Annotated in this window: 22 protein-coding genes and 2 pseudogenes; 12 read left to right on the forward strand and 12 right to left on the reverse strand. The window is 56.8% G+C overall.

All coding sequences use genetic code 11. The features are described 5' to 3' along the window. The first annotated feature begins 3 nt into the window (after window positions 1–3). The 5 genes from KW840_RS22745 (at window position 4) to KW840_RS22765 (ending at window position 5,393) form a co-directional block, all read left to right on the forward strand. Window positions 4–894 (forward strand): LysR substrate-binding domain-containing protein, encoded by an 891-nt coding sequence (locus KW840_RS22745; protein ID WP_218497895.1) that lies wholly within the window; start codon window positions 4–6, stop codon window positions 892–894. Window positions 895–910: 16 nt separating this feature from the next. Further along, a complete protein-coding gene (gene thrC, locus KW840_RS22750; protein ID WP_218497896.1) occupies window positions 911–2,290 on the forward strand; it encodes a threonine synthase in 1,380 nt (459 codons plus the stop codon). 22 nt (window positions 2,291–2,312) lie between these two features. Continuing rightward, complete coding sequence (locus tag KW840_RS22755) at window positions 2,313–2,750, forward strand: Lrp/AsnC family transcriptional regulator (protein WP_071483361.1); 438 nt, start codon at window positions 2,313–2,315, stop codon at window positions 2,748–2,750. Window positions 2,751–2,926: 176 nt separating this feature from the next. Further along, entirely contained in the window at window positions 2,927–3,976 is a 1,050-nt protein-coding gene (locus KW840_RS22760) for a homoserine dehydrogenase (protein WP_218497897.1), read from the forward strand. Window positions 3,977–3,980: 4 nt separating this feature from the next. Then, window positions 3,981–5,393: an aldehyde dehydrogenase family protein gene (locus KW840_RS22765; protein ID WP_218497898.1), complete on the forward strand. Its 1,413-nt coding sequence runs from the start codon at window positions 3,981–3,983 to the stop codon at window positions 5,391–5,393. A 284-nt stretch (window positions 5,394–5,677) separates the two neighbouring features. On the opposite strand, the gene KW840_RS22770 is transcribed toward KW840_RS22765, so the two are convergent. From KW840_RS22770 to KW840_RS22795, 6 genes are all read right to left on the reverse strand, one after another. Next, entirely contained in the window at window positions 5,678–6,670 is a 993-nt protein-coding gene (locus KW840_RS22770; protein WP_218497899.1) for a LacI family DNA-binding transcriptional regulator, read from the reverse strand. A 75-nt stretch (window positions 6,671–6,745) separates the two neighbouring features. Then, complete coding sequence (locus tag KW840_RS22775; protein ID WP_218497900.1) at window positions 6,746–8,248, reverse strand: glycoside hydrolase family 32 protein; 1,503 nt, start codon at window positions 8,246–8,248, stop codon at window positions 6,746–6,748. Next, window positions 8,245–9,390 (reverse strand): sn-glycerol-3-phosphate ABC transporter ATP-binding protein UgpC, encoded by a 1,146-nt coding sequence (locus tag KW840_RS22780; protein WP_218497901.1) that lies wholly within the window; start codon window positions 9,388–9,390, stop codon window positions 8,245–8,247. Before KW840_RS22780 ends, KW840_RS22775 begins: the two co-directional genes overlap by 4 nt. 27 nt (window positions 9,391–9,417) lie before the next feature. Continuing rightward, window positions 9,418–10,260: a carbohydrate ABC transporter permease gene (locus KW840_RS22785; RefSeq protein WP_218497902.1), complete on the reverse strand. Its 843-nt coding sequence runs from the start codon at window positions 10,258–10,260 to the stop codon at window positions 9,418–9,420. Continuing rightward, window positions 10,257–11,219 carry a carbohydrate ABC transporter permease gene (locus tag KW840_RS22790; protein WP_218497903.1) on the reverse strand — a complete coding sequence of 321 codons (963 nt, stop codon included), beginning with the start codon at window positions 11,217–11,219 and terminating at the stop codon, window positions 10,257–10,259. Before KW840_RS22790 ends, KW840_RS22785 begins: the two co-directional genes overlap by 4 nt. Window positions 11,220–11,240: 21 nt before the next feature. Beyond that, window positions 11,241–12,515 carry an ABC transporter substrate-binding protein gene (locus tag KW840_RS22795; RefSeq protein ID WP_218497928.1) on the reverse strand — a complete coding sequence of 425 codons (1,275 nt, stop codon included), beginning with the start codon at window positions 12,513–12,515 and terminating at the stop codon, window positions 11,241–11,243. Between the two features lie 167 nt (window positions 12,516–12,682). Between KW840_RS22795 and KW840_RS22800 the strand changes: the two genes are divergently transcribed. After that, a complete protein-coding gene (locus KW840_RS22800) occupies window positions 12,683–14,248 on the forward strand; it encodes a carbohydrate porin (protein WP_218497904.1) in 1,566 nt (521 codons plus the stop codon). 160 nt (window positions 14,249–14,408) lie between these two features. Beyond that, window positions 14,409–15,317, forward strand: a complete 909-nt coding sequence (locus KW840_RS22805) for a carbohydrate kinase (RefSeq protein WP_218497905.1) — start codon at window positions 14,409–14,411, stop codon at window positions 15,315–15,317. Window positions 15,318–15,796: 479 nt separating this feature from the next. Here KW840_RS22805 and KW840_RS22810 read toward each other — a convergent pair whose 3' ends face one another. The 4 genes from KW840_RS22810 to KW840_RS22825 form a co-directional block, all read right to left on the reverse strand. Beyond that, the gene (locus KW840_RS22810) at window positions 15,797–16,990 is read right to left on the reverse strand and encodes an MFS transporter (protein ID WP_218497906.1); all 1,194 of its coding nucleotides are present in this window, start codon (window positions 16,988–16,990) and stop codon (window positions 15,797–15,799) included. Window positions 16,991–17,182: 192 nt separating this feature from the next. Continuing rightward, window positions 17,183–17,725 carry a histidine phosphatase family protein gene (locus KW840_RS22815; protein ID WP_218497929.1) on the reverse strand — a complete coding sequence of 181 codons (543 nt, stop codon included), beginning with the start codon at window positions 17,723–17,725 and terminating at the stop codon, window positions 17,183–17,185. Between the two features lie 170 nt (window positions 17,726–17,895). Further along, complete coding sequence (locus KW840_RS22820) at window positions 17,896–18,963, reverse strand: SDR family oxidoreductase (protein WP_218497907.1); 1,068 nt, start codon at window positions 18,961–18,963, stop codon at window positions 17,896–17,898. A gap of 3 nt (window positions 18,964–18,966) precedes the next feature. Beyond that, window positions 18,967–19,386 (reverse strand): nuclear transport factor 2 family protein, encoded by a 420-nt coding sequence (locus tag KW840_RS22825; protein WP_218497908.1) that lies wholly within the window; start codon window positions 19,384–19,386, stop codon window positions 18,967–18,969. 116 nt (window positions 19,387–19,502) lie between these two features. On the opposite strand from KW840_RS22825, the gene KW840_RS22830 reads away from it, so the two are divergent. From KW840_RS22830 to KW840_RS22840, 3 genes are all read left to right on the forward strand, one after another. Then, window positions 19,503–20,405 carry a LysR family transcriptional regulator gene (locus tag KW840_RS22830; RefSeq protein WP_218497909.1) on the forward strand — a complete coding sequence of 301 codons (903 nt, stop codon included), beginning with the start codon at window positions 19,503–19,505 and terminating at the stop codon, window positions 20,403–20,405. Window positions 20,406–20,748: 343 nt separating this feature from the next. After that, on the forward strand, window positions 20,749–21,498 hold the full coding sequence (locus KW840_RS22835; protein ID WP_218497910.1) for a hydroxypyruvate isomerase family protein: 750 nt from the start codon (window positions 20,749–20,751) through the stop codon (window positions 21,496–21,498). A 320-nt stretch (window positions 21,499–21,818) separates the two neighbouring features. Then, on the forward strand, window positions 21,819–23,327 hold the full coding sequence (locus KW840_RS22840) for a sensor domain-containing diguanylate cyclase (RefSeq protein WP_218497911.1): 1,509 nt from the start codon (window positions 21,819–21,821) through the stop codon (window positions 23,325–23,327). A gap of 300 nt (window positions 23,328–23,627) precedes the next feature. On the opposite strand, the pseudogene KW840_RS22845 reads toward KW840_RS22840, so the two are convergent. Further along, window positions 23,628–24,112 (reverse strand): annotated as a pseudogene (locus KW840_RS22845) (transposase); the annotation flags it as partial. A 95-nt stretch (window positions 24,113–24,207) separates the two neighbouring features. Between KW840_RS22845 and KW840_RS22850 the strand changes: the two are divergent. After that, a pseudogene (locus tag KW840_RS22850) lies at window positions 24,208–24,426 on the forward strand (transposase domain-containing protein); the annotation flags it as partial. Between the two features lie 126 nt (window positions 24,427–24,552). Here KW840_RS22850 and KW840_RS22855 read toward each other — a convergent pair. Beyond that, window positions 24,553–24,942, reverse strand: a complete 390-nt coding sequence (locus KW840_RS22855; RefSeq protein WP_218497912.1) for a MerR family transcriptional regulator — start codon at window positions 24,940–24,942, stop codon at window positions 24,553–24,555. Between the two features lie 74 nt (window positions 24,943–25,016). On the opposite strand from KW840_RS22855, the gene KW840_RS22860 reads away from it, so the two are divergent. Beyond that, window positions 25,017–26,087: an SDR family oxidoreductase gene (locus KW840_RS22860; RefSeq protein ID WP_218497913.1), complete on the forward strand. Its 1,071-nt coding sequence runs from the start codon at window positions 25,017–25,019 to the stop codon at window positions 26,085–26,087. The last annotated feature ends 401 nt before the right edge of the window (window positions 26,088–26,488 follow it).

A 26,488-nucleotide genomic window follows, 5' to 3' on the forward strand; every position in this document is an offset into this window, starting at 1 on the left:
GCCATGAAGCAAAAGACGCTACCCCCATTGAACTGGCTGCGGGCATTCGAGGTGTCTGCCCGCTGTTTGAACTTCACCCATGCCGCCGAAGAACTGTTTTTGACCCAGGGCGCGGTCAGTCAGCAGATCCGCCAACTGGAAAGCCATCTTGGGGTAGCACTGTTCAAACGCTTGCCCCGAGGCCTGGGACTGACCGAGGAAGGCCAGGCTTATCTGCCGGTGGTGCAGGATGCGATCACGCGACTGGCAGTGGGGACCAACGAAATTTTTGGCCAGCACAAACGTCGGCCGATCAAGGTGCGTGGCAGCCTGGCGTTCTTCGTGCATTGGCTGGCGCCCAAGCTGGCGGGGTTTAGCCAGGCGCATCCGCATGTCGATATCCGCTACATCAGCAATATATGGGTCAAGGAGCTGGACGGTGAGGATGACATGGAGATTCGCTGGGGCCACGGTCAATGGCCCGGCCTGGTGTCGCAGCGCCTGACCTGGGACACGCTGTTTCCAGTCTGCTCGCCGGACCTGATGGCAAGGTCGCCGCTGACGGTCCCCGCGGACGTGTCGCACTATCCGCTGTTGCATGTTCTGGGCTACGAAGAGGGTTGGGGGTACTGGTTGAACATGGTCGGTGCTGACACCGTCGACTTCTCGACCGGCATGCAGTTCGACACATTGATCTCGACTTTGCGCATGGCCGAGTTAGGGCAGGGGATCGCCCTGGCGCGGTCCTCGATGGTGGAGGAGATGCTTCAGGATGGACGGCTGGTCGAACCCTTTACCCAGCGTATCGAAGCCAGCGAGTCTTTTTACCTTGTGCGCGGTTCCGGGGCCGAGCAGCACCCCGACGCGGTGATGTTTTCCACCTGGCTGGTCGAGCAGGCACATCGTTTCAAATGAATGGCCGGAGCCAACCATGCGTTATGTGAGTACCCGAAATTCGGCCGTGCAGGTCGACTTCGAACAGGTCGTATTGTCTGGCATTGCCGAGGACGGTGGGCTGTTCGTACCGCTCGAACTGCCGCTGTTTGAATCGCAGGACATCGCCAACTGGTCGACCTTGCCCTATGACGAACTGGCCTACAGGGTGATCAGTCCGTTTGTGGGGGAGGCGATCCCCGAGACAGACCTCAAGCGCATGCTCAAAGAGGCGGGCAGCCAATTCAGGCATCGCTCCCTGGCACCTTTGCATCAGGTCGATCGTAACGAGTGGGTGCTGGAATTGTTCCACGGGCCTACTCGCTCCTCGAAGGATTTTGCCGCTCAATTGCAGGCGCGGCTAGTGTCGTATTTTCTGCGTAAGCGCGGGCGTCGCGGGGTGGTGATCGGTGCCACCAACGGCGATACCGGGCTGGCGGCCATCGAGGCGTTCAAGCACTGCGAGGACACCCCCGTGGTGGTGTTTTACCCGGAGGCGGGTGTGCCTCAGGAGCAACTCCAGCATCTGCAAGCAGCGGCGCACCCAAGGGTTCATCAGTTTGCAGTGAATGGCAGCTTCGACGAGTGCCAGACCATCGTCACCCGGCTGTTCCGACAATGGCCGTATGCGCAGTACGAGGTGATCAGTTTCAACTCGAGTAACTGGGTCAGTGTGTTGGCGCAACTGGTGTTTTACTTCCACGCCGTGTTGCAACTGGGGGGTGGCCAGCGTCCGATCGGTTTCAGCGTGCCTGCAGCGAGTTTTGCCGAGGTGTATGCAGGCTACATCGCACAAAAAATGTGCCTGCCAATCACCCAGATGATTGTTGCGACCAACCAGAATGACGCGTTGCACCAGTTGTTTCAGAAGAACCACTACAGCAGGTCACGAGCCAACAAGACGCTTTCGCCTGCCATGGACCTGTCGATCTTTTCCAATCTGGAACGGTTCCTTTGGGAGCTCTACGGGCAAGACGACCAGGCGGTGTGTGCCCTGATGGAGGGGTTCGAGTCCAGCGGCGAGATGGTCATCGCCAACGAGTTCTGGTTGCAGGCGCGGATGATCATCGACTCCTACGCGGTCAGTGATGAGCAGACGCTGACGGAAATCACCTCGCTGTATCGCGACACGGGATACGTCATCGACCCGCACACGGCCACTGGTGTGCTGGCCGCCCGGTTGTATCGGCGAAGCCTGGTGGCGCCAATGGTGACCCTGGGGGAAATCTCACCGGTCAAGTCGGCGGCACTGCTTGGCGAGTTGGGCATCAGTGTGGCGGAGTTGCAACCTGAGGTCCCGACGCAAGGACAGGCGCAGGTTTACCGGATTCAACCGGACGATCTCGACACCATCCATGAGCTGCTCGGCGCGCTTTGAAAGCGCGACAACAGGAGGCCAAGTGAAGCGAATTCTGGACCCTCTCGATGAACTGATCATCGCGCAATTACAGCTCAATGCCAGGGCTGCACACGCCGAACTGGCGGCCAAGGTCAATCTGTCACGCAATGCGGTGCGCCAGCGCATAGAAAGACTTGAACGCGACGGTGTAATACAGGGATATACGGTACGCACGGGGGAGGGGCGACAAGCGACGTCGAACATCAACGCGGTGATTTTCGTTTACCGCTACGACCGGATGCGGGGGACGGAAGTGTTGCAAGCGCTGCGGGCCATTCCGGAGGTCATCCAGTGCGATGTCATGAGCGGCGAGTTCGACCTGATGCTGCGGGTGGGCGCTGCGAGCCCGCAGCGGGTGCACAAGGTCTGGACTGAAATTGCCGCGTTGCCTGGGGTGGAAAACACCGTGACCTCCTTCGTGCTGTCATCTGTCGTTTAACCCATTTTTCGTGCTGCCAAAAGCCAACCCGCGTTGGCTTTTTTTATGCCTGAAGCTTTGCCCGGGCACTGGTCAAAACGCCCATAAAATAGAGCAAATTGACCTATTTCACTGCCCTGGGCCCAGCCCTAACCTAGTGCCCAACAACCCACCACCCGGATCAAGGGCATAACAAAATGACTGAATACAAATTGGCGCTGGTTGGCTTTGGCGGTGTTAACCGGGCATTGGCTCAGCTGATTGCCGAACGTAACGAACAGTGGAAAACAGAACTGGGTTTCACCCTGAAAATCGTCGGTGTGACTGACTTGTTTCTCGGTTCGGTGATTGGCCGCGAAGGGCTGGACGCCAATGTGCTCGCCCAATTGCCGGCAGTCAAAGGTGCATTGGCGCAACTGTCGGGTGGCGACGTCACAGCCCTCAATGAAGCGGTGATCAAGGATTGCGGCGCGGACATTATTGTTGAAGCCACGTTTACCAACCCGGTGGACGGTGAACCGGCGACTTCGTTCTGCCGTTGGGCGCTGGAGGGCGGCCAACATGTCGTCACCACCAACAAGGGCCCGATCGCCTTGCATGGAGCCGAGCTCAAGGCACTGGCTCGACGCAAGCATGTCGCCTTTGAATACGAAGGCTCGGTCATGAGCGGCACGCCGGTGATTCGCCTGGCCAGGCAGGCGCTGGCCGGCAGCTCCATTGTCGGTTTTGAAGGCATTCTCAACGGCACGTCCAACTTCGTGCTGACCAGCATGGAAGGCGGCCTGGGGTTTGCCGAGGCCGTCAGCAAGGCTCAGGAGCTGGGTTACGCCGAAGCCGACCCGACGGCGGATGTCGAGGGTCATGACGTACGCCTCAAGGTGGTGATCCTGGCGAATGAACTGCTGGACGCGAAGCTGACGGTCAGCGACGTCACGTGTAGCGGCATTTCATCCCTCAGCCTTGGCGACATCGAAAAAGCCCGGCAGGACGGTGCTCGCTGGAAGCTGATCGGGTCGGCGATGCGCCATGCCGACGGCTCGATCAGTGCCAGTGTCGAACCGCGGCTGTTGAACAACGACCATCCACTGGCCAGTGTTGGCGGCGCGACCAACGCGGTGTCGTTTACCTCGCAACTGCTCGGTGCGGTGACGGTTTCGGGACCGGGAGCCGGGCGTACGGAAACAGCGTTTGCGCTGCTCTCGGACATCATCAGCATCCATCAATCCATTGCACGCAACCAGGAGTAAACCTGTGAAATTATCGCGCCTGGTTCTGGATATCGTGGAGCCGCCCATTGAAGTCTTTAACGCCTATGACGGTTCCCTCATAGGTAGCGTAACGAATGTCTGTGCGTCGCAAGTTCCGCAGTTGTTGGAGACAGGACGCAGTGGTGCACGAGCGTGCGCCGCGTTAGCGCGTCATCGTCGGGCTCGCATTCTTGAGCAAGCAGCAATCAACATCGAACATGATGCCGACGTGTTTGCCAGGCTGATCGTCGACGAGGCCGGAAAGACCCTCAAACAGGCGGAAAAGGAGGTCAAACGCTGCGTCAACACCCTCAAGCTGTCGGCAGAGGAGGCCAGACGCAATGCCGGGGAGGTGGTGCCGTTTGACGCTTATGAAGGCTCCGAATCGCGGCAGGGCTGGTTTTCTCGCGAGCCCTTGGGCCTGATCGTGGCGATCACGCCGTACAACGATCCGTTGAACCTGGTGGCGCACAAACTCGGTCCGGCCATTGCGGGCGGTAACGCGGTGATTCTCAAACCTTCCGAGCTCGCGCCATTGTCGGCCATTAAACTGGTGTCTTATCTGGTCGCGGCAGGCTTGCCTGAATCAGTGGTTACCGTCGCCACCGGCGGCGCGGAACTGGGCAAGGCGTTGGTCGCCGCCCGTGAGGTGCGGATGATTTCCTTCACCGGCGGTTTCGTTACCGCAGAGCAGATTGCCCGCACGGCCGGGTTGAAGAAACTGGCCATGGACCTGGGCGGCAATGCGCCGGTAATCGTCATGGGCGACTGCGACCTTGAGGCCGCTGTCGAGAGTTGCGTGTCCGGAGCCTTTTGGGCAGCGGGGCAGAACTGCGTAGGCACTCAGCGCTTGCTGATTCAGGCGTCGATTTATGAAGCGTTCCGAGAGCGATTCGTCAGCCAGGCCCGTGCGCTTGCGGTCGGCGATCCATTGCTGGCCGATACCGATATCGGCCCCATGATTACTGCGCAAGCCGCGCAGAATGCCGAGCTAGTGGTCAACGAGGCCTTGCAAGAGGGCGCCACGTTGCTCTGCGGCCATCGGCGTGCAGGATCGTGCTACGCCGCCACCGTGCTGGAAAACGTCGATCACGCCAGTCGACTCTGGCGCAATGAAGTTTTCGCTCCGGTGGTGGTATTGCAGCTTTTCGAAACCTTCGAGGAAGCCATCGCTTTGGCCAATGAGCCCGAATACAGCCTGCATGCCGGGATCTTCACCAATGATCTGGCAACCGCGATGAGCGCCGCACGGAGGATCGAAGCCGGGGGAGTGATGATCAACGACTCTTCCGACTACCGCTTCGATGCGATGCCGTTTGGCGGTTCCAAGTACGGTAGCCTGGGCCGGGAAGGGGTGCGTTTTGCCTACGAGGAAATGACCCAACCCAAGGTGGTATGCCTTAACACGTTGGGTTAGTCGATTAGCGGTAAATGGATCAGCTCGTATGGCATTGGGTCGGTTTGGTCACCGGCCCAATGCGTCTTGCTGAATGGGGGGAAAGGAGAAGTTGAATATTTCCACTGAGCTGATAATCGCCAGGAAAGCGTCTGTTGCGATCTGAGGGGCGGTGAGATTTGAAGAATGACGACTTCTGGCCGTTTTGTGCATGTCGTGACTGACCCTTTGGGCTTAAGCGGTCGGTGACAGGCCAGTGGCAAATCGAAAGCAAGCGGGCGCGCTATCACCGAATTAACTGAATCTTATAGCGATGCCCTAACCACTAATGGACAATCAACTGGCTGGGTTCCCGATACATCGAGGGTCTCGATCAGGTGCCGGGCAGCCTTGCGACCGATCTCGTAGTACGGCAGTTGCACCGTGGTCAGCGGCGGGATGAACAGCTCAGCAATGCCGATCATGTTGTCGTAGCCGAGCACGGCGACATCGTCGGGAATTTTCAGGCCACGGCCCAACAATAGCTGATAGGCACAAAAGGCAATGCGGTCGTTGCCACAGATCAGAATGTCGAATTGGGGACGACCCTCAATGATGTGCCGGTCGAGGATGGCTGCGGTTTCACCATAGGCGTCATGGTCGGAAAGGTCGTATTGCAGGTGTGCGTCAGGCAACAGCCCGAATGCCTGACAGGCACGTTGCAGGCCTTTTTGTCGCAGGTTCCAGGCCAGACTCTGTTTTGGCAGATTGATACACAGAGGGCGCCGATAGCCCTGGCTCAACGCGTGATGTACAGCTCGATACTGCCCCGCTTCGTCGTCTGGCACATAACTCACCAGGCGACTGTCATCGGCCAGGCAATTGGCGAGTACCAGGGGTTTGCTCTTCAATCGCTCGGGAATGCACACCTGGCGAAACCCCATGGCGCTGAAGATCAACCCGTCGGGGCGGTGCGACAACATCAGGTCGATGTTCTGGTCGGTGGGCGGATTGCTCAACAGGTTAAGGATGAACACATTCCAGCCGGCTTGCTGCGCGGTCTGTTCGATGGACAGCAGCAACTCGACGGCGAACGGTGTGGTCGCGGTGTCCAGCGCGAATACACCGATGGTTCGCGACTGGAGGTTGTCGCCGCGCATCTTGCGCGCCGACAGGCTCGGTACGAATTGCAGTTCATCAATGGCGCGACGCACCCGCAGAAGGGTTTCGGGGCTCAGTTTTTCCGGATTATTGAGCGCTCGAGAAACCGTCATCAGGGACACGCCGGCCAGCTGTGCAACGTCTTTCACTGAAGTCATGCGAGGCGAGCCCGGTCAGGTTGACGCAGAATCATGACACAGGGCCCGGGCTTCTCGCGACTCGAATGACGCTGCTCATAGCCATCCAGAGCCGAGAGGCCATGCCTTGGGAATCGAGACGCGCCCGCCACTCCCGCTGGCAAACAGCTTCACGCCCAGACTGTCGGGCCGCGGATAGAGGCGACTGCTGAGGCTGAAGCGCCCGTTTTCGTCGAACACCTCGATGGACGAGCGATCGAGGAACACGCGCAGTGCCAGTCGCTCTTGTGTCGGGTCTATCGACACGCTGCGCTGGCCTGTGACTTGCGCACCCGAGCGGCTGCGGTCAAGCACCAGGCGATGCAGTGATGCATCGTAGTAGAGCAGGGTTTCTTCACGGCCATCATCGCTGCAACGCAAGGCGACTCCCAGGTGGCCGTCGGTGCAGCCGAGCAGATCCAGATGCACATGGATTTCGAGCATATCGCCATTCACTACCGGCACCCACCGGGTTCCCGACCCCTCCCACCACGGCGTACCAGGCAATAGCGTCATGCGCAGAGCGGTGAGCTCCCGTGCCGGATACACGAAAAGGCGATCTGCGCACAGTTCAAGTTCGCGTGGCAATCCGAGCATGCCGCACCAGTGATGGGCCTGGCTCGGCATCGGGCTTTCCCACATGTCGAGCCATGCCCACACAAGGCGCCGACCATCGGCGGCCAATAGCGTTTGCGCGGCATAGAAATCATGGCCGTTATCCAACTCGATAAAAGGCCCGCCGGTGAAGTGCCATTCGCTGTCGAGTCGGCCCACTCGATAACCGGTCTGGTATTTGTTGAGCCGATCGTAACCCTGGGGTTGCATGCCCTGGGGGGAGTAAAGCAGCACATCGCGTCCGTTGAGTCGGAACAGATCCGGGCACTCCCACATATAGCCATCGCCCTCGCTGCCGCTGGACACATAGTCGAGGAACTCCCAGGCGTGCAGATCCATGGAACGGTACAGCGGGAGCAACGGCACATCGCCCAGACGTGCGCCGGCAATCAGGTACCAGCAGTCATCCTCTTGCCATACCTTGGGGTCACGAAAGTGCATGATCGTGTCTTGCGGCGCGGTGTCGATGACGGCGCCATGCTTGACGAACCGAATACCGTCGGTGCTGGTGGCCAGGCACTGGACTTGACGGATCAAGCGTTCGTCACCCACTTCCCCCAGCCAGGTGTGTCCGGTGTAGATCAGTGCCAAGGTATCTCCACACACCACTGCGCTACCGGAAAAACATCCGTCACGGTCGAAGTCATCGCCGGGTGCCAGCGCAATGGGCAGGTGCTGCCAATGAACCAGATCAGCACTCTTGGCGTGGCCCCAATACATCGGGCCCCATTTCGCGTCGAAGGGGTAATGCTGATAGAAAACGTGATATTCGCCACGAAAGTACACTACCCCGTTAGGGTCGTTCATCCAGCCTGCCGGGGGGGAAATATGATAACCGGGTCGATAGTCCTGGATGACGCGAGACAGGCCGTCACTCAGCGCACGCTGCGCAAGGTCAAGGGAAGAAGGCATTGGATCGCTCGGGGTATTCAAAGACAAGGTCATAGGGCGCGTGCTCGTACCGGGCTTAGAGAGACACCATCCGGCAGGGATTCAATGGCGTGTGGGTGGCGCTTCAAGGCCGTGCCGTCGGCGTCGAACAGGTGCAGATTGCCGAACTCCAGCTGCAGCTCGACCTGATCGCCCACCTGCCATCCGGAGTTGACCTCACAACGACAGATCAGTGGCTCGTCCTGACCTGTATCGAGGTGCACATAGGTTTCACTGCCCAGGTATTCGACCCCGGTCACGACGACGCCGGCAGTCCCCTGCGCCGCCTTGAGCGACACGTGCTCCGGGCGAATCCCCAGGCTCAGTGGGGTGTCCGCCGCCAGGCTCGAGCTGTCGAAGGGCAGGGAGGTCATACCCAGGACGGGAGTATCGACCAAGCTGGATTCACCCGGTGCATGCAGTCGTGCCGCCAGAAAGTTCATTCTGGGCGAACCGAGAAAACCGGCGACAAAGCGGCTCGCCGGGCGCTCATAGAGTTCGCGCGGTGAGCCGACCTGTTCTACGCGACCGCCATTGAGCACGACAATTTTGTCGGCCAGGGTCATCGCTTCCACTTGATCGTGAGTGACGTAGATCATGGTCGAGCCCAGTCGATCATGCAGCCGGGCGATTTCGTTGCGCATCTGCACCCGCAAGGATGCATCCAGATTGGAGAGCGGTTCATCGAACAGCAAAATGTCCGGCTCACGCGCCATGGCTCTGCCCATTGCCACACGCTGACGCTGCCCTCCAGACAGTTCCTTTGGCTTGCGTTGCAGCAGTTTGTCCAATTGCAGGATTTGCGCTGTTTTCAGCACACGCTCGCGCAGGCTGGTCTTTTCAGTCTTGGCCAGTTTGAGACCAAAGCTGATGTTGTCGTAGACGCTCATGTGCGGGTACAGCGCATAGGATTGAAACACCATGCCGACGCCACGCTCGCGCGGCTCAAGGTCGTTGACCCGACGCCCGTCGATCAGCAGGTCGCCGCCGCAGATCGAATCCAGTCCGGCGATCAGGCGCAGCAGGGTCGACTTGCCGCAGCCCGAAGGGCCGACGAACACCACGAATTCACCCGCCGCGATTTCCAGGCTGACGTCGCGAAGAATCCGCGCGCCGCCCAATTGTTTGTTCACGTTGTCCAGTTTCAATTTGATCACGATGCTGTTCCTTGTCTTTGTTGGGCATCAACCCTTTAACGCGCCGGCAGTGAGACCGGAAACGATTCGGCGCTGGAAGATCAGCACCAGAATCACCAGTGGGACGGTGACCACCACCGATGCGGCCATCAACAGCCCCCAAGGCAGTTCATGAGGACTCCCGCCGGAAATCAAGGCGATGGCGACCGGCACCGTGCGTTGCGTGTCTGTGAGGGTGAAGGTCAGGGCAAACAGGAACTCGTTCCACGCTGCGATAAAGGCCAATAAGCCAGTGGTGACCAGTGCGGGCCAGAGCAGCGGCAGCAACACTCGGGTCAGCGTGACCCAGGGGGACGCGCCATCCATGATTGCCGCTTCTTCCAGTTCATGGGGCAGTTGCCCCATGAACGTGGTCAGCACCCAAACGGTGAAGGGCAGGGTGAAAATCGTGTAGCTCAGGATCAACGCCCAGGACGTGTTGTACAGGCCCAGCGCGCGGATCACTTCGAACAGCCCCGACAGCACCGCGACCTGGGGAAACATCGACACGCCAAGCACCATCATCAACACCGTGCCACGCCCACGGAACTTCACCCGGCCCAAGGCATAGGCGGCGGTCAGGCTGAGGAACAGCGCCAGCGTCACCACACACAGCGCAACCACCAGCGAGTTACCGATAGCCCGCAGGAATGAGGCTTGGTGGAGTACCGCCGCGTAATTGGAGAAATCGGGGTTATCGATCCAGTAGCTCACCTCGAACAAGGCGCTGGACGGCTTCAGCGAAGTCACGATGGCATAGTAGAAAGGGAAGACCGCATACAGCAGCAACACCCCGATCAGGCACCAGAACCCGAGGCGCAACAACGTTTTTTTCAGTAGGCGCGGGCTCATGACCGGACCTCCAATTGACGACGTCCGAGGTAGAGATAAATCATGGCGATGACCGCAACCACCAGAAACAGCAGCGTCGAGGCCGCACTGCCGTAACCGACGTCCTGGAACTCAACCAGGTGCTGGCGGGCATACACCGACATGCTCATGGTGCTCGACGAGTTCGAGGTCAGCACATAGATCACGTCAAATACCCGCAGCGAGTCGAGGATGCGGAAGATCGCCGCCACCAACAAGGCGGGCAGCAGCAGGGGAAGCGTGACACGCCAGAACACCCTCAGCGGATGAATGCCATCGACCCTGGCGGCCTCGTAGCAATCGCTCGGCAACATCTGCAAGGCCGCCAACATCAGCAGCGTGACAAAAGGGACGGTCTTCCAGACGTCGACGATGATCACCGCCCACATCGACAGGTCCGCATCCGCCGTCCAGGCCAGGGGCGCATCAATCAGGCCGAGGCTCAGCATCAGGTGATTGATGATGCCGAACTGGTCGTTAAGCATCCATGACCAGATCTTCGCCGAGACAATGGTAGGAATCGCCCAGGGAATCAGAATCAACGCACGCACCAGGGAACGGCCGGTGAACTTGATGTTCAGCAGCAACGCCACCAGCAGCCCCAGCACGACTTCCAGTCCCACCGACACCACGGTGAAATGCAACGTGTTGCGCACAGCGTTCCACCATTGTGGATCGACCAGGATGCCCGACCAATTAGAACCGTTGTGGAACAGATAATTGCTCAAGCCTACGAAGGATCCGCCACTGGTGTCCGCCAGGTTGGCATCGGTCAGGCTGAACCAGAATGTCCGCAGTAGCGGCCAGGCCGCCACCAGGGCCAGACACAGCAACATCGGTGTCAAAAACAGCCAGGCGGCGCGTACTCGACGACGCTGCACAGGCGTTTCCCGGGCGAGCAGGAACTCGTCACAGGGAGCATGGGTAGTAGAGACAGACATGGTGATTTCCTTCCTTGTGGCTTACCAGTTCCGGCGTTTGATGCGCGTGAGTTCGCTTTCCAGTTCGGCCAGCGCCTGATCGACAGGCAACTCGCCCGCCAGCACGCCATGCACTCGATCGAAGAACGCATTGGAGACCCGTGGATAGCGATCGGCAGTGATGGAGGCGGGACGCATCACCCCATCGTTGAGAATGCTGTGCAGCTGAGCGTAATAAGGCATTGCCGCGAGCAGTTCGGGGTCTTGATACAGCGACTCGATAACCGGGTTGTAGGCGCCTATCAGGGCACGATGTTTTTGCTCTTGGGCACTGGTCAGGTAGCTCACCAGTTCTGCGGCAAGTTTGGGATGGGCGCTGTAACGCGATACCGCCAGGCCCCAGCCACCGAGGGTGGAGGCATGGCTGCCGGTCTCGCCGCCGCGGGGCAGGGGAGCGACCCCGACCTTGTCTTTTACGGCACTGTCCTGGCTTTGCACCAGAGCCCAGACATAAGGCCAGTTACGCATGAACAGCGCATTTCCCGATTGGAATACACCCCGGCCTTCTTCCTCGGTGTAATTGAGTACGCCCCGCGGGGAGATGTCTCCTACCCAACTTTTCGCCAGGGTCAAAGCCGTTCTTGAAGCCTGGCTGTTGACCACGATGTCACCTCGTGGATTGACCAGCCCGCCTTCCGGTTGGCTGCTGATCCATTCCAGCGCATTACACGTCAGGCCCTCGTAGGCGCGCCCCTGAAAGATGTAACCCCACGCATTGGGGTTCCCGGCATTGCGCTCAGCCTGTTGAATGTTCCTGGCGGTAGCAGTCATCTCCTCCCAGGTCTGGGGAACCTGCTGGTTGTACTTATCGAGCAAGTCCTTGCGGTAATACAGCAGGCCCGAGTCGGTGAACCATGGCATCGTCACCAGCCGTCCGTTCACCGTGGCGTTATCGACCTGTGCCTGGAAGTAGCCTTGGGTCGCGTTGGCGGGAAGCGCCTCGCGCAGATCCAGCAGATGTTTGGCCAGCATCCCTGGCCACACCATATCGATCTGAATGATGTCGATGTCGGAGGACTGCGCACTGAGGATCTGTTGGTAGAACGACAACCTCTCGGTCGCCGAGTTAGGCGTGGAAACCACCTCGACGTGGTTGCCGGTCTGTTTCGACCATGCCTCAACAGCCTCCTTGCAGAGTTGTAATTCCGCACCCACGGCACCGCAGGAGATCGTCAAATCGGCTGCACTCGAGACGGACGGAAGCCCGGCACAGAGGGTGAGTAGTGCTGCTGGAAGGAGAGATTTGAGCAGTTTCATAAAGCCCTCTTTATTTTTGTTTTTAGAAAAGTTAACGTTAACATCGCCAAATGTATCAGCGTATTTGCGATGAGGCATCTTTTTTTTCGTCGATTGCGACAATTCGCAACTCATGAAAAATGGCCGGTCGCGGGAACAAAACAATAAAAACAAAACAGGAAATCCACATGCAGAAAGCATCAAGCTGGCTACTCGCAGGCGTGCTCAGCACCTCGGTGACGACCTCTCAGGCCGCTACTCTGGAAGAACGCATGGCCGCGTTTGAAGCCCGTGCCAGCGCCGCGGAAAAGCGTGCAGCCGCAGCCGAGCAGCAAACCCAGGCACTTGCCAGGGAATTGCAACAGATCAAACTCGCCACTCCTCCCTTGCAGCCCGCAGCGTCTACAGCGGCAGTAATTTCGGTGCCCGCTTTGGATACCCGACTGGCAAAACTTGAAGCCCGTCAGCAAAGCCTGGAGAAAGAGGGCAGTACCGGACACCTCACTGATGGGTTCAGCTTCAACGGCTACGCCCGCTCCGGATTGCTGATCAACGATGGGCTGGGTGGTGGTCGTGGCGGCCCTTATGAAACTCCTGCCGGTTCAGTCGGTGGTGCAGTCGGGCGACTCGGTAACGAAGACGACACCTACATGCGTATAGACCTGTCGAAAGAAATCTATGCGCAAAACGGCACCCGTTCCAAATTCACGGTCTCCATCGCTGACGGTGTGGAAAGTTCCAATGACTGGACGGCCGACGAAAGCAAACTGAACGTGCGCCAGGTATTCACAGCGCTTGACCATCTCGCTGCGTTCAAGGGCAATTCAGTGTTCGAGAACGCCACCCTGTGGGCAGGCAAGCGATTCGATAGAGATAATTTCGATATCCACTGGCTGGACTCGGACGTTGTTTATCTGGCCGGCACCGGGGGTGGAATCTACGATATGCAGATGAACAAGAATTGGCGTTCGAACTACTCTTTGATCGGGCGTAACTACGGGGATTTCAGTCAAGGCGATATTAATGCCGATGTGGAAAGCTACATCCTGACCTCCAACCAGTTCTTCGAGGATGGTCAGTGGCAGTGGATGTTCAATGCCATCGGCGCAAAGAAAAACGATTTCGGTACCCGCACCAATGCAGCGGGTTTGACGCCTGCGGATTCCGGCTTGCACAGCATGCTGGCCAATCACCAGAAAAACTTTTTCGGCAGGGAAGGCTTCTTCAAAACGGCGCTGCTCTATGGGCAAGGTCTGGGAGCTGAGGTCAAGAACATCGGCTCGGATGGCGAACTCATCGACGATGCCCGCGCTCTGCGTCTGGCACTTTACGGTGAGACACCCCTTGCGCCTGACTGGCGCATCGGGCCCAGCTTGCTGGCCGAACAGAGCAAGGATAGATACGTCAAGGGTGACGACTACCGCTGGCTGACCCTGAACGTGCGATTGGCTAACAAAATCAACAGCAATTTCGAGATGGCCTACGAAATAAGCTGGCAAACCATGAACCTCGACCCCAAGGGTTACCTACAACGTAATGCGGTCGACGGCAACTTCTGGAAATTCACTGTCGCCCCGACATTCAAACCTGAGGTTGGAGATCTTCTTACACGTCCCGAATTGCGAGTGTTCGCAAGCTTCATGAACTGGTCTTCGGATCTGGACAGATTCAGTACCACAGACTCCTTTGGCATGACGGACTTCAAAGCCGGAGGTGTATGGCAATACGGTATACAAATGGAAACCTGGTTTTAATACTTGAACGCGTCCGGCCAACATCTGCTTTGAAGTTGGCTATGAAAACTTCTCTAACTTCAACAAACCCTGCCTTTCATCAAAGCGCATTGAGTAAGTGATTACCGGTCGATTCTGATCAGCCAGCAGTTCCCTACGACAAAAAATTGAGGAAATGACGATGGTATTGCCTCGCGCAGTAGTGTTTGGCGAAGCCCTGACCGATCTTGTCCAAGGCACTCCTGGACAGTGGAAGGGCTACCCAGGTGGTGCTCCCTGGAACGTTGCACGAGCGCTAAGTCGCTTGGGTGTTAGCAGTGCTTTTGCCGGGTCGGTGAGCATGGATTCACTGGGTGACGAGATAGTTTCGCAGTCGGAAGCAGCAGCAATGGATATGAGGTTTATCCAACGGGTAGACCGAGATCCTTTGGTCGCCATCGTTCCATCGAGCCGTCCCCCAAGATACTTTTTTGCTGGAGATGCCGATCTGTTTTTTGATCCATATCTGATGCCCGAAGGATGGATCAACCAAGCAGAGCTGTGTCATTTCAGCTGCATCAGTTTGGCTCGACAGCCACTCGCAGACAAGCTGGTTAAAATTGCTCAGCAGGCCAAAAAAGCCGGTAAACGGATTAGCTATGATCCGAACTGGCGCAATTTAATGGATAGCCATTATCGGGAGCAGACCTTCCCTACGATGACCACCCTTGCTGACATGATTAAGCTTTCCGATGAAGACCTTCGGCAAATTTATCCAGGGCTGACAGAACACCAGGCAATGGATGAGCTTCGCGCTCTTAATCCTCAGGCGCAGATCCTTTTTACCCGAGGAGAACACGGGATGATTCTCCACACCCCGGACAGCCAACTCGATCAGCCGGCGATTGCCGTGAAGGTGGAAGACACGGTTGGAGCAGGAGACGCTTGTATGGCTGGTTGGCTGGCTGCGCAGTTGCTGGGGATCGTGGACTTGAGAGAGCGCCTGCAATTTTCAGCGGCTTGCGCATCCATATCTTGCCGCCATGCCGGAGCCCATGCTCCAGCGCTAGCTGATGTGGAAGGTTTGCTGCAGCTGCTAAAACATACTTGACCATGGTTGCCGACGCCGAGGAGTTGTCTAAGTAAAAAGACGCTGCGCCGACCCTGGCCACAAGCATTGCTGAGCTCGCAAGCTCTCCAAAAAAACCAGGCAAGTTCAGGTAGCGATCAAGTCGGGGTTCTGGGGCTCAATGATTACGCACGAGCGAAAGTTGCTCGGTATGGGCGTTGAGATCATTGCGGAGGTTGGCGAGCATACACTCTATTGCACGATTGCTGTTGAGCTCGGAACAGGGGATGCATGCGCCTGATTACACCCTCGTCACATCCATCCAACATAATGCAGTCAGCCAAAGGGATTTGGCCCATCTACCGAGAGCCCGGCCTGTTGCCGGGCTTTTTCATTCCACACCCTCACACAAAGGAGGTGTCAGCAAGTTGAACAAGGTGCGCTCGCCATCGCCACTGCGCAAAACCGGTTATCCAGCGTGAATCGAATCATGGTCTGGAGGCTAAGCCAGTCCCGCGGAACTAGCTTGTGCGTTCTTGGGTTGAACGCCAGGCGCGATGCTCGCTCAACATCAACGTCGCTATAGCCACCAGCACAGGTACAAAGGCAAGCGCACAGATAACGGTCCAACCGTATCGATTCAAAATACCTCCCGATGCAAACGAGCCGAGCACCACGGCGCCAAAGACAATGAAATCATTGAGCGCCTGGACACTGTTTCTTTCGCTTGTTTTATGGCTCTGAAGGACGAGTGCAGAGGCGCCGACAAAACCGAAATTCCAACCAATCCCTAGAAGCACCAAACATAGATAAAAGTGGTAGGACTGCACACCGGCAAGCCCGACAGCAATAGACGCGCCGGTTAACATCAACCCCACCAACACAACGCGGTTTGCTCCAAAACGGCGGATCAGATTTCCAGTGAAAAAACTGGGTGCGTACATTGCAATGACGTGCCACTGCAATGCCAGGTTCGATGATTCCAGTGAAAGATCCTCATGCTTCATTGCTAGTGGGGCCGAAGTCATCAGGAAATTCATCAAGGTGTAAGTTATGACGCCACAGAGCATGGCGTTGATGAGTCGAGGCTGCCGAACAATCACCGCAAGTGGGCGACCTGGAGTACGAACAGCTGCCTCATGGCGTGGCAAATCGACACCTAGCAGCACCGCCGCCGAAACCACTGCCATTAATGCGGCTGCAACGTAAGTAGCGATAAACAGGTGGGACTCCCACAGGTCCATCGTATAGGTGACCGTCTGTGGACCAAGCACACCCGCCACTAGCCCGGCAGCCATGACGATTGAAAGCGCCCAGGGCTGCCTGTTTTCTGGAACGCATTCTGCGGCGGCGAAACGAAACGTCAGCACCACAGCGGCATAAGCGCCACCAAATAGCATCGCAGCACAGAAAATGAAGAAGGAAGACAAATAAATGCCAATCGCAGCCAGCACTCCCATCAGGATGCCGCACAATGCTCCCAGCATAAACACGAGACTGCGCCCATAGCGCTGCGCAATGGCACCGGCAGGTAGCGTGCAGCTCGCCATGCCCACGACAAAAATGGAGATAGGCAGCGTCGCCAATGCTTTATCCGGTGCAAGCATGTCTCCCACGATAGCGCCGGTTGCATAGACGATGACTGAGTTACCACCCGCCAATGCCTGGGCGGTTGCCAGTCGAAAAATGTTGCTGTTCCCAGATGCGGCTGACACGACTTCTCTCCCTTGAATGATTCGTCCCTGATGCACGTGCAGCGTGCCTATTATCAATGAACACTAACGACCGCGCTTCTTCTTACGATATCCAGGCGCCGGTACCGGCGCACGCCATCGACAAGGGCCTCTCGACAGCGGGTCTGCCAGCCCCCGTCATGATGGCCAGGTTCGCCGACCATCTGCCGCCTCTTACACACTGCCGTACTGATAAACGGTCGCACTCCAAAACTGTCTGCCGTTACCTTTTTGGCGAGCCCATCCGTCGGCTACCAGTTGATTGGCGATCATTTGATTCATAAAGCCATGACCGAGCAGCAGAACCGGTCCATCGCTGGCAAGGGACTGCAATCGTTTGGCTACCGTGCTGGCGCGGATCCTCGCAGTGTCGGCGGATTCAACGTTGCGTGAGTAACCGCACAGCCATAAGACTCGAAAGATAAATGCCCAGGTAAACGGCGATAGCCGTGGCAGTTTCCAATGCCCACAAGGTAGTTGTGCTTCGCAGAAAAGTGCGTCTACCAGTGCAGGCTTCAGGCCGAGCGCCTGGACGGAGGTCAGCGCACGAGGTGCGCTGCTTGAAACAATCACCGTGGCGGTTGCGGCGAGTTGCATACTGGCATGGGGGACCGGGTGGTGGGTAATTTCGGATCGGTCGTATTGCTCGATCCAGTCTTTCATCTCGAGCGCCGAGATCTTGTCGGTTGCGGCCAGTTTTGGCTGGCCGTGACGCATCAGGATGATTTCCCTGTTCACCATTTTACGTCCTTGTTCTGGCGTGTGGTAATTGACCAGGAAGTGCGGTTTCGGGAGCTCAAGGTACGCCTCGCGTACCCGCATAAAACCGCACAATGAGGCTCGAGATTATCGGCTTTGGGACTGGATGGTAATCCCGTCTGCGAAAGTCAGTTGTCGACCATGACCGATGAGCTTTTTTTCTTCGAGGCGCGCGCACTGTGCTTTTCAAACCAGCCGTGATCGCGGTACCACGCCACGGTGTCAGTGATTGTCAGCTCTAGCGACCGGAAACTCAGGCCAAGCTCCTGTTCACTCTTGCGGTGGTTGAAGCAGGTGCGGTACTCCTCTCGTATCAACAGGCGCAACGTGGCCATGCTCAACAGAATGGGCTTACCGGTCAGGCGTGCATAGATCTCCTGCACAGTCGCCAAGGTATATAGAAAGGGCAGTGGTAGTTGTCGAACGGGCGTCTTGACGCCAGCGATACGTCCTAGAACAGGGACCAGCTGACGCATCGTCATATGCCGGCCCGCCGCGAGATAGCGCTCACCTCGTCGGCCCTGTTTGGCGGCAGCAATCAGCGCCCCTGCCACATCACGGGCATCGACAACGGAGAAGCTGCCAGGGATCAGCCCGGGCAACTTGCCGTTCACGACATCGTTGACCAATTGTCCGGAGGAGGTCGGGCCAATGTCGGCAGGACCCCACATCCAACCGGGCAGGACCATGCAGGCATGCATCTCGGGATGTGCTTCCAGGAACGACAAGATGACACGGTCGGCGAGGATCTTGCTGCGGTAATAGTCATCCGCGTCGGCGTCGGCCCGCAGACATGTCTCATCGATGGACATACCAGGTGCGCCGTCGAGCACAGCAATGGAAGACGTATGGACGAACCGTCGTATACCGGCGCGGTAGGCCTGGTTAAGCAGGCGCCGCGTACCAGACACATTGATCTTTTCGAGTTCTTTCCAGTGGCTGCCGCCCTTGTAGTTATCGCGAAAGAACGCCGCGGTGTGAAACACCGTATCGCAACCTTGCAGCGATGCTGCGAATGCGTCGACATCGGCCATGTCACCCACGACCAGCTCCACACCTGGCAGATTGTTGAACTGCTGTTCACCTTTGGCTCTTGAGCGGACCAGGCCTTTGACCGTGTAGCCACGAGCGACCAATTCACGCACCAGGTTGTTGCCCAGCAAGCCGGTTGCTCCAGTAACAAATGCGCTGCGCATGGCTCAACCCTCACCCTGTTCGGCTAACGGCATCAACACCGCACTGTCGAAGAAGGCCTCTTCACGGATGGCCAGCCCGTTTCTGAAGGTGAAGTGTGCGGCGTAGTGCACGGTAATGTGGCGTCCATGAGGTGCAATCACCCGGCCTGGTAGCACCAAGGGTGCGGCGAAGGTGCCGGTCAGTAAGGCAGTCAGAGCCAAAAGATCGTCAGCGACCATGAATGGGGTGAAGGTCACTTGGGCATCAGGGAACGCTTCGAACAGCGCAGTCTCTCGTTTGCGCATGGATTCGCGACCGGTTTGAATCCCCATACCATCGAGGTAGATGAAGTCTTCGCAAACCAACGCAAGCATCGCCTCCACATCACGGCGATTGAAGGCTCTTGAGGCGCGCTCCGCATAGTCGTTGGGGCCAGTAGTCATACAATCCATTCCATTCGTTTCGAGGGCCTGTAGATATACCTTTGAGGCCTCTGCCGAAAAACAGCGACTACTGCATAATGGATTTGCACATATGCAGACCAGGGAGGACAGCACGCATGGCGTTGCAAGCAAATTGGGACGATCTTCGTCTGCTGTTGGCAGTCTCGCGGCGTGGCAGCTTCCTTCAAGCTGGCCAGTTGCTGGGTATCGCGGCGTCTACCGTGTCCCGCCGTCTGACCCAACTTGAGGTCGCACTGGGCGAGCCACTCGTCGAGCGGGGCGTTGAAGGATGCTGGTTGACCTCGCGGGGCCAATCCCTCGTGGAAGTTGCCCTGGCTGCGGAAGCGGGCTTGAGGCGTCAAACCGCTGTTGGCATATCCGAGCTGCACACAGAGCTATCTGGCAGTGTCATGGTCAGTGCAGGAGAGGGTTTCTCGTCTTGTGTGCTGGAGGCCGCGAGTCGCTTCACTTCTCTGCACCCGCGTTGCTCGGTGGAGCTGATGGTCACAGCCGACTTTCACAAGATCGTCCGCGGCGTGGCAGACATTGCGGTACGTACAGCTCATCTGGGTGAGCCGTCGCTGATTTATCGACCAATAGGCCGGCTCGCCTACGGTGTCTTCGCTGATGCAGGTTATCTGAAGCGGTTTCCGGGGGTGACCCCGGCCACTGCGGTCAATGTTGTCTTGCTTCCCCCGCTGGACATGTTGCCGCAAATGCGTGCGGCAAAGGCCGGTGGTCTGGACCGCGCGCAGATCAGCGTGAACTCGTTCGCCGTGCAGCTCGAATCGGTGAGGCGAGGTATGGGGGTGGCTGTACTGCCCCGTATATTGGCGAAGGATCTGATCGGGTTGTTCCCGGATCTCCACCTTCCAGATATGGAGGTCTATCTGGTGACCCGGCCACAGGCATTAAAGCAGGCTCACATCAAATGTTTTTTTGCCATCCTGGAGCAAGTGCTGCTCGAAGCCCTATCTCTAGAAAATGTTGAAGGTTACCTCTTAGGGGGCGACCCGTGAGTATCGGAAGAATAACGATCTCTACCGCGTACGGGTCAAATTCGAAGGAAGACGCAATTTATCCCACTTATTTCGTGGATGAGCAGCATCAAACTTGGATGGCACCAGTAAACATGCCCTGCGCTTTACGCCGGGCCAATTAGCGAGTGACTATTTTTTGCCGATTGCTGCCCGTCGAAACCTGCGATCTGACTTGTTTTGCTCAGTTTCCAATGATGAGTACCGCAGGGTAAGTACAGGCTCGCTCTGGTCCGTCTGTATGGACCACTTCCGATAGTGTAGTGTTGGAGTTACAAAGGATGTTCCAGGCTTTTCGTTTCTTCCCAGGATGGATGTTTACCCAATGCTCAAGTTCAATGCTCATCTCGGTTTTCAATTCAATGAGTTGCCTTTTCTTCAACGCATCGAAGCCGCCGACGCTGCTGGATTTCGGGCGGTAGAGTTTCCGTCACCCTATGAATTCGACGCCAGTCTCCTGGCTGACCACTTGGCTCAATACGCTCTTCCTCTGATTCAGTTCGCCGCACCAGCGGGTGTCACCAAAGGCATTGCTGCCCTGCAAGGCAAGAAAGAAGAGTTTCGCGCTGGCCTGGTCCAGGCTGCCAGTTATGCAAAAGTGCTGGCTTGTTCGGATGTCCACATCATGTCTGGCATTACGACTCAGGATGAGGCTGCGCTTATCTTCGGGAGCAACCTGGAGTATGCAGTCAAGTACTTCGAAGATCAGGGGTTACGGCCCCTTATCGAAGTGATCAGTTCGAAGGAGATGCCGGGCTATTACATGTCTGACTTCAGCAAGGCGCAACAGGTGCTGGAGACTTTCCCGAGTGTTGGGCTGATTCTCGATCTTTACCATGCCCAGCTTTTGACCGGAGACGCAGCAGATGTTCTGGCTCGATTTTATGACCGAACCGTCCATGTGCAAATTGCTGACTGTCCGGGTCGTCAGGAACCGGGAACGGGGAGCATCAACTTTGCTGTCTTGTTCGCGGCGCTGGAGCAGCGTGGCTACCCTGGATGGATCGGGTGTGAATACCGTCCTTCTGGCTCTACCGTTGCGAGCCTTGACTGGATTAAGCAGCTAAGTGCTTAGCGCTTGCGGGCACGAGTTACCCTGATGCACGCTCAGGGTGGAGAAATTTGAAAGGCGCTTGATGGCCGATACCCGTCGGTCGTTGAGGTCCGCGATGCGATGGTCCGTACCGACGGCAATTGATCCATTGCTAGTCGTGGCTCTGATTATGAGAAAACACTTTTTGAATGCCCGGCAATAGACTGGGTTTTGCGATGAGCGTGCTGCAACTATGCGTAACTACTTGTATCCTTATTCAAGACAAGGACAAACAGCTGCCGTTATGGCCTTGGTCCAATAGTGGCTGGAGCGGAAAACTGGACTTTCCATAAGGTAGTGACGTGAGGCGTGATACCCATCTGGTTGTGCTTTTGCTGTTGTTTATCGGCTGTTCCCTGGCGTCACTGACTGTCTGGAGGATACTGGCCTCCCGAGATCAAGCGTTGGAGGAGGTGAACGTCCACGGGTTGAACCTTACCCAGGCGCTCGCTACCTACTCCGAAGGCATTGTCCGCCAAAGCTCCTTGCTCTTGCTCGGGCTTGTCGAACGCCTGGAAACTGAAGGTAGTGGCCCCGTACAGATCCAGCGGCTAAGTGTGCTGGTCAATCGCCAGCAGCCCCTGATGCCACAGCTCAGTGGTATCACCATCTACGATAATCAGGGACGCTGGTTGATGTCCTCTAATCGGCCGATTCCAGCCGGAGCGAACAGCAGTGATCGTGCCTATTTCATTCATCATCGCGACGATCCGTCCCGTGAGACCTTTATCGGTCCGCCAATCCAAAGCCGCTCCAATCAGGAATGGGTGATCACCGTCAGCCGGCGCTTCAATGATGCTCGCGGAGAGTTTGCCGGGGTGGTGGCGGTAACTTTGGGGATAGAAAACTTCCTGCGGCTGTTTGGAAAGATCGACGTAGGGCAGGAGGGGGCCATCGGGTTGTCCTATACCGATGGTACGTTGTTAGTTCGCTATCCTTTCCGCGAGCAGGACATGGGGCGCAACTTTTCGAAGTCGCCGATCTATGCGAAACATCTTGTGGACCGATCAGTCGGCACCGCGTCGTTTACCTCCAGCCTCGATGGCGTGGAACGGCTCTACGCGTTCCGAAAGAGTGACAAGCTGCCGCTGATAACTACCGTCGCTCTCGGGAAGCGCGAAGCGCTCACTGCGTGGAGAATGGAGGCACTGCTGTCGGCAGTAGTGGTGACTGGTCTACTGGGGCTCACGGGTCTCATCGGTTGGTTTTTGATCCTGGATATCCGTCGGCGAACCAAGGTAGAAGGTCAGTTGAGGGGCACTCAGCAGCAATTGCTCTCATCGAATCGGCAACTGGAACTACTGGCGATGAAGGATGCCCTAACCGGTTTGGCGAATCGGCGCTACTTTGATGAGACATTGGTCATGGAGGCGCGACGGGCACAGCGGGAGGGGACATCTTTGGCACTACTGATGATTGACATCGACTATTTCAAGCTGTTCAACGATTCCCATGGGCATGTTGCCGGCGACTTCTGTCTGCAGAGCGTTGGTAAGGTCGTGGAGGAGTGCGTACGCCGACCATCGGATCTAGTGGCGCGGTATGGTGGTGAAGAGATGGGTGTAATCATGCCTAATACGGACATTGATGGTGCGGAGGTTGTGGCGCAACTAATCCTGGGTCGGTTGAAACAAGAGAGCATTTCCCACGAAGCCAGCCCATTGGGTCGAGTGAGTGTAAGTATAGGGATTGCCACTGCCGCTGGTTCCCGATTGGACCAATTGCAAGCTTTAATCGAAGCCGCAGATCAGGCGCTGTATAGCGCCAAGGCACTTGGACGAAACCAGTTTGTGAAACACTGTAAAGGGTGAGGGTTCGTAACTGGAATAGCCTATCAAATTGAATCATTGCGGATTATTTGTTCCGCAACTTTCCGTTCTGCTCGGTTCATCGCTCATATCAACCTAGATTACCGACGGTTTTAGGCGGGGCCTTGAATGACCGCGATTGGCCCAGAGTGTGTAAAAACTCTAAATCGGGTTTTCTATAGCGACGCTAGGAGACCGTGCTCACGTTTCGAAAACTGATCAAGGTCACGACGTTTTCAGGAACAGTTAAAACGGCTCAGCAGCCTCTTAAAGTCCTTTGGACGGGGTGTAAAAGACCGGTTTTTACGCCGTTAACGCTTTCATCAAGCCAGTGGTGCCGATGATTTTCATAGCCCTTTTCAGATTGTAGGCGAGCACATTCAGGCTCATCTCCGCACTCACCCCTTAAGCTTTCGGGTCAGGAGGTGTGTCGCGCCCATCCATTGTTTGAGCGTCCCGATGGGATGCTCAACAGTCCGTTTTCGGATTCGCATCATCTCCGGCGCGTTGCTCAGCCGGGTCTGCATTTCCTCCAGCACGGCTTCATGCTCCCAGCGCCGGACTCGCCGCTCCGTGCTCGGTGTGCACTGCGGTTTCATGGCGCAGCCCCGGCATTTCGAACTCCAGTAACGGTGCAACGTCAGGCCTTTTTCAACGTTGGTATAGCGCCAGATCAGCGCCTCGTCAGCCGGGCAAATGTATTCTTTTTTTGCCGCGTCATAGATGAAGGCATCGTTATTGAAACGCCCGTCAGCCTTGGCTCCGGAGGTCATCGGCTTGGGCACATATCTGCATTTGGCCGATTGCTACCTGTTGTGAAGGGCCGATTTCGACCCAAAGACATCAAGTGTCTAGCAAATCCGGAGCAATCCACTGATGTGGAAATCAAATTCAGCCATGGACTTTCGGGCGTTCAAACTGGCTATTCGCGGGCTCCTTACGCAGCGGCAAACGTGCGGCTGCGATTATGAGTTTGAACCAGTCGGCACGGTTTAACGGCCATGATCCGTATGCGTATTTAAAGGGCGTGTTCACGCGACTGCCGATGCAGCGGCCGATCGAGATTATCGAGTTACTGCCGCATAGATGGGCGCCCGTTTAACCACGCAAGGTCTTTTGGGCGGACGCTCACTGTCCAGGGACTGGCCACAAGGTTTTACAAAATGCGTAAGCGATGGGCTTGAAACTGGAAGCAGGCTGCAGCTTCCGTTTCCCAGATGCTGACAGTTCAGTTGGAAGAGTTGTTCAGCTGCTGAAGCTCAAGTTGCTTGGCAGCACTGGCTTCGAGGTTTGCACGCTCTTCATCCAGATACCGATAAATACTTTGGAAGTTGGCGATTTTCTGTTTGATTTCTGCCATCTTCTTTTCAATTAGCTTAGCGCCGTCAGCACAATCGATCAGCTTGTTCCGCTGCGCATCCAGAATCTCGCCTATTTCCCCCAGGGGAAACCCCATGCTTTGCGCGCGCTGGATAAAGTCCAGATCCTGCAGAGTTTGCGCTGTGTAAACGCGATAGTTGTTAGTTTGCCGCAGCGGTGAGATCAGGCCGATTTGCTCGTAGTAACGCAGCGTATGGCGGCTGGCGCCGCTGCGGGCCTCGAGTTCGCCGATTTTCATGAAAACACCGCTTGACTATAGAGTTGGGTCGATAGTTTACGCTTGATTTTTCACCTTAAACAAGGAGCAGGGAAATGAGCGTGGAGTGCTTTGTCACGGGGGGTAGCGGCTTCATCGGTCAACATTTGGTGGCGTACCTGAGTGCAAAAGGTCACACCATTCGGGTGTTGATGCGTCGCCCAGAGCGACTAGCTGCACTGCGGGAGCAAGTCGACAATTTGGGAGGGTGCGCAACCCGGGTATTTGCCGTAGCTGGCGATCTGGAACGGGACAACCTCGGGCTGAGTCTTGCTGACCGAGAAGTGCTAAGGCACGCCAGAGTCATATTCCACCTAGGCGCCCACTTCGCATGGGGGCTTTCAGTGGAGCATTCTCGTGCGGTGAATGTGGAAGGGGCAAAGCGCGTGGCGCTGTTGGCGGCTGAGCAAAAAAGCCGGTTAGTGATGATCGGCGGCTACATGCTGAAAAATCATGAACATCTGCAACGCATCGGAATTGATCCTCGTTATCCGGAGCTGACGAATTGGCCTGCCGTCTACCGACATGTCGGTGGTTACGAGGGGAGCAAGCTGGAGGCGCATTTTGCGACCCTGGAGGTCATGTCCGCCAAGGGTGGGGAGATTACCGTTGTCCACCCCGCGACGGTTTGTGGCCACAGCCGCACGGGGCATATCCTTGACGGTCAGCCGCTGGTGGAGCTGATACGCAACCTTGTGCAGGGAAAGCTGACTGCAGTGCCCGGTACCGCCGAGCACTGGCTGCCACTGGTCACCGTGGATTACCTGGTTGAGCTGGTGGCGGTTTGTGCTTTTGATCCTGCCATGGTGGGCCAGGAACTGCTGGCGCTTGATGACCAAACTCCCAACTTGCGAGAACTCCTGGTACAGGTGGCACAACCTTTGGACTTAAAGTCTCCCAAGCATTACATTTCACTCCGATTGTTGAAGTTGCTACTGAGTATTCCTCTCGTCGCGCGGTTTTTGAATACAAAACCCGAAGCCTTGGACTTTATCCAGACCACTCGTTTTGATACAGCGGCGGTCGAGCAATTTGCCAACAGGCATGGAATAGCCAAACCGGATATACGGCAGTCTTTGCAGCACACTGCAACGTTCGTCAACTCATATTGCATAGCCAAGGGCTAGGCCCTCTGACTTCTCCCTTGGGGGCGACAAAGTCGTTAGCCCCGATTAAATGGACTTTCCTAAAGTAAGTAATGCGGATTCATCAACTTAGAAGTGCAACCATCGTGCTATAAATCGGCCCTTGTCGAGTCATGTTGATCTTATGCTGGGAGAACACGATGCATAATCGCCTCAGCCATCCGCTTGAGCACTACTTCACAGCGATGCTTGGGAGTGAACGTCCACCTGATCCACCAACTTTTTTCCGCCATTTCGTACGGGAACTTCAAGAAGGCCGACAGCATCCTACTGGGCGATCGAGCTTATGCCACAATAAATACTGGGGTTGGTGGGATCTTCGTATCCTCAAACTTTGCGCCGTCGATGTAGGGCGGCATTCTATCGAACGACAATTCAGCGAC

The organism is Pseudomonas sp. PDM30 (assembly GCF_019218985.1).
Classification (GTDB): Bacteria; Pseudomonadota; Gammaproteobacteria; order Pseudomonadales; family Pseudomonadaceae; genus Aquipseudomonas; species Aquipseudomonas jessenii.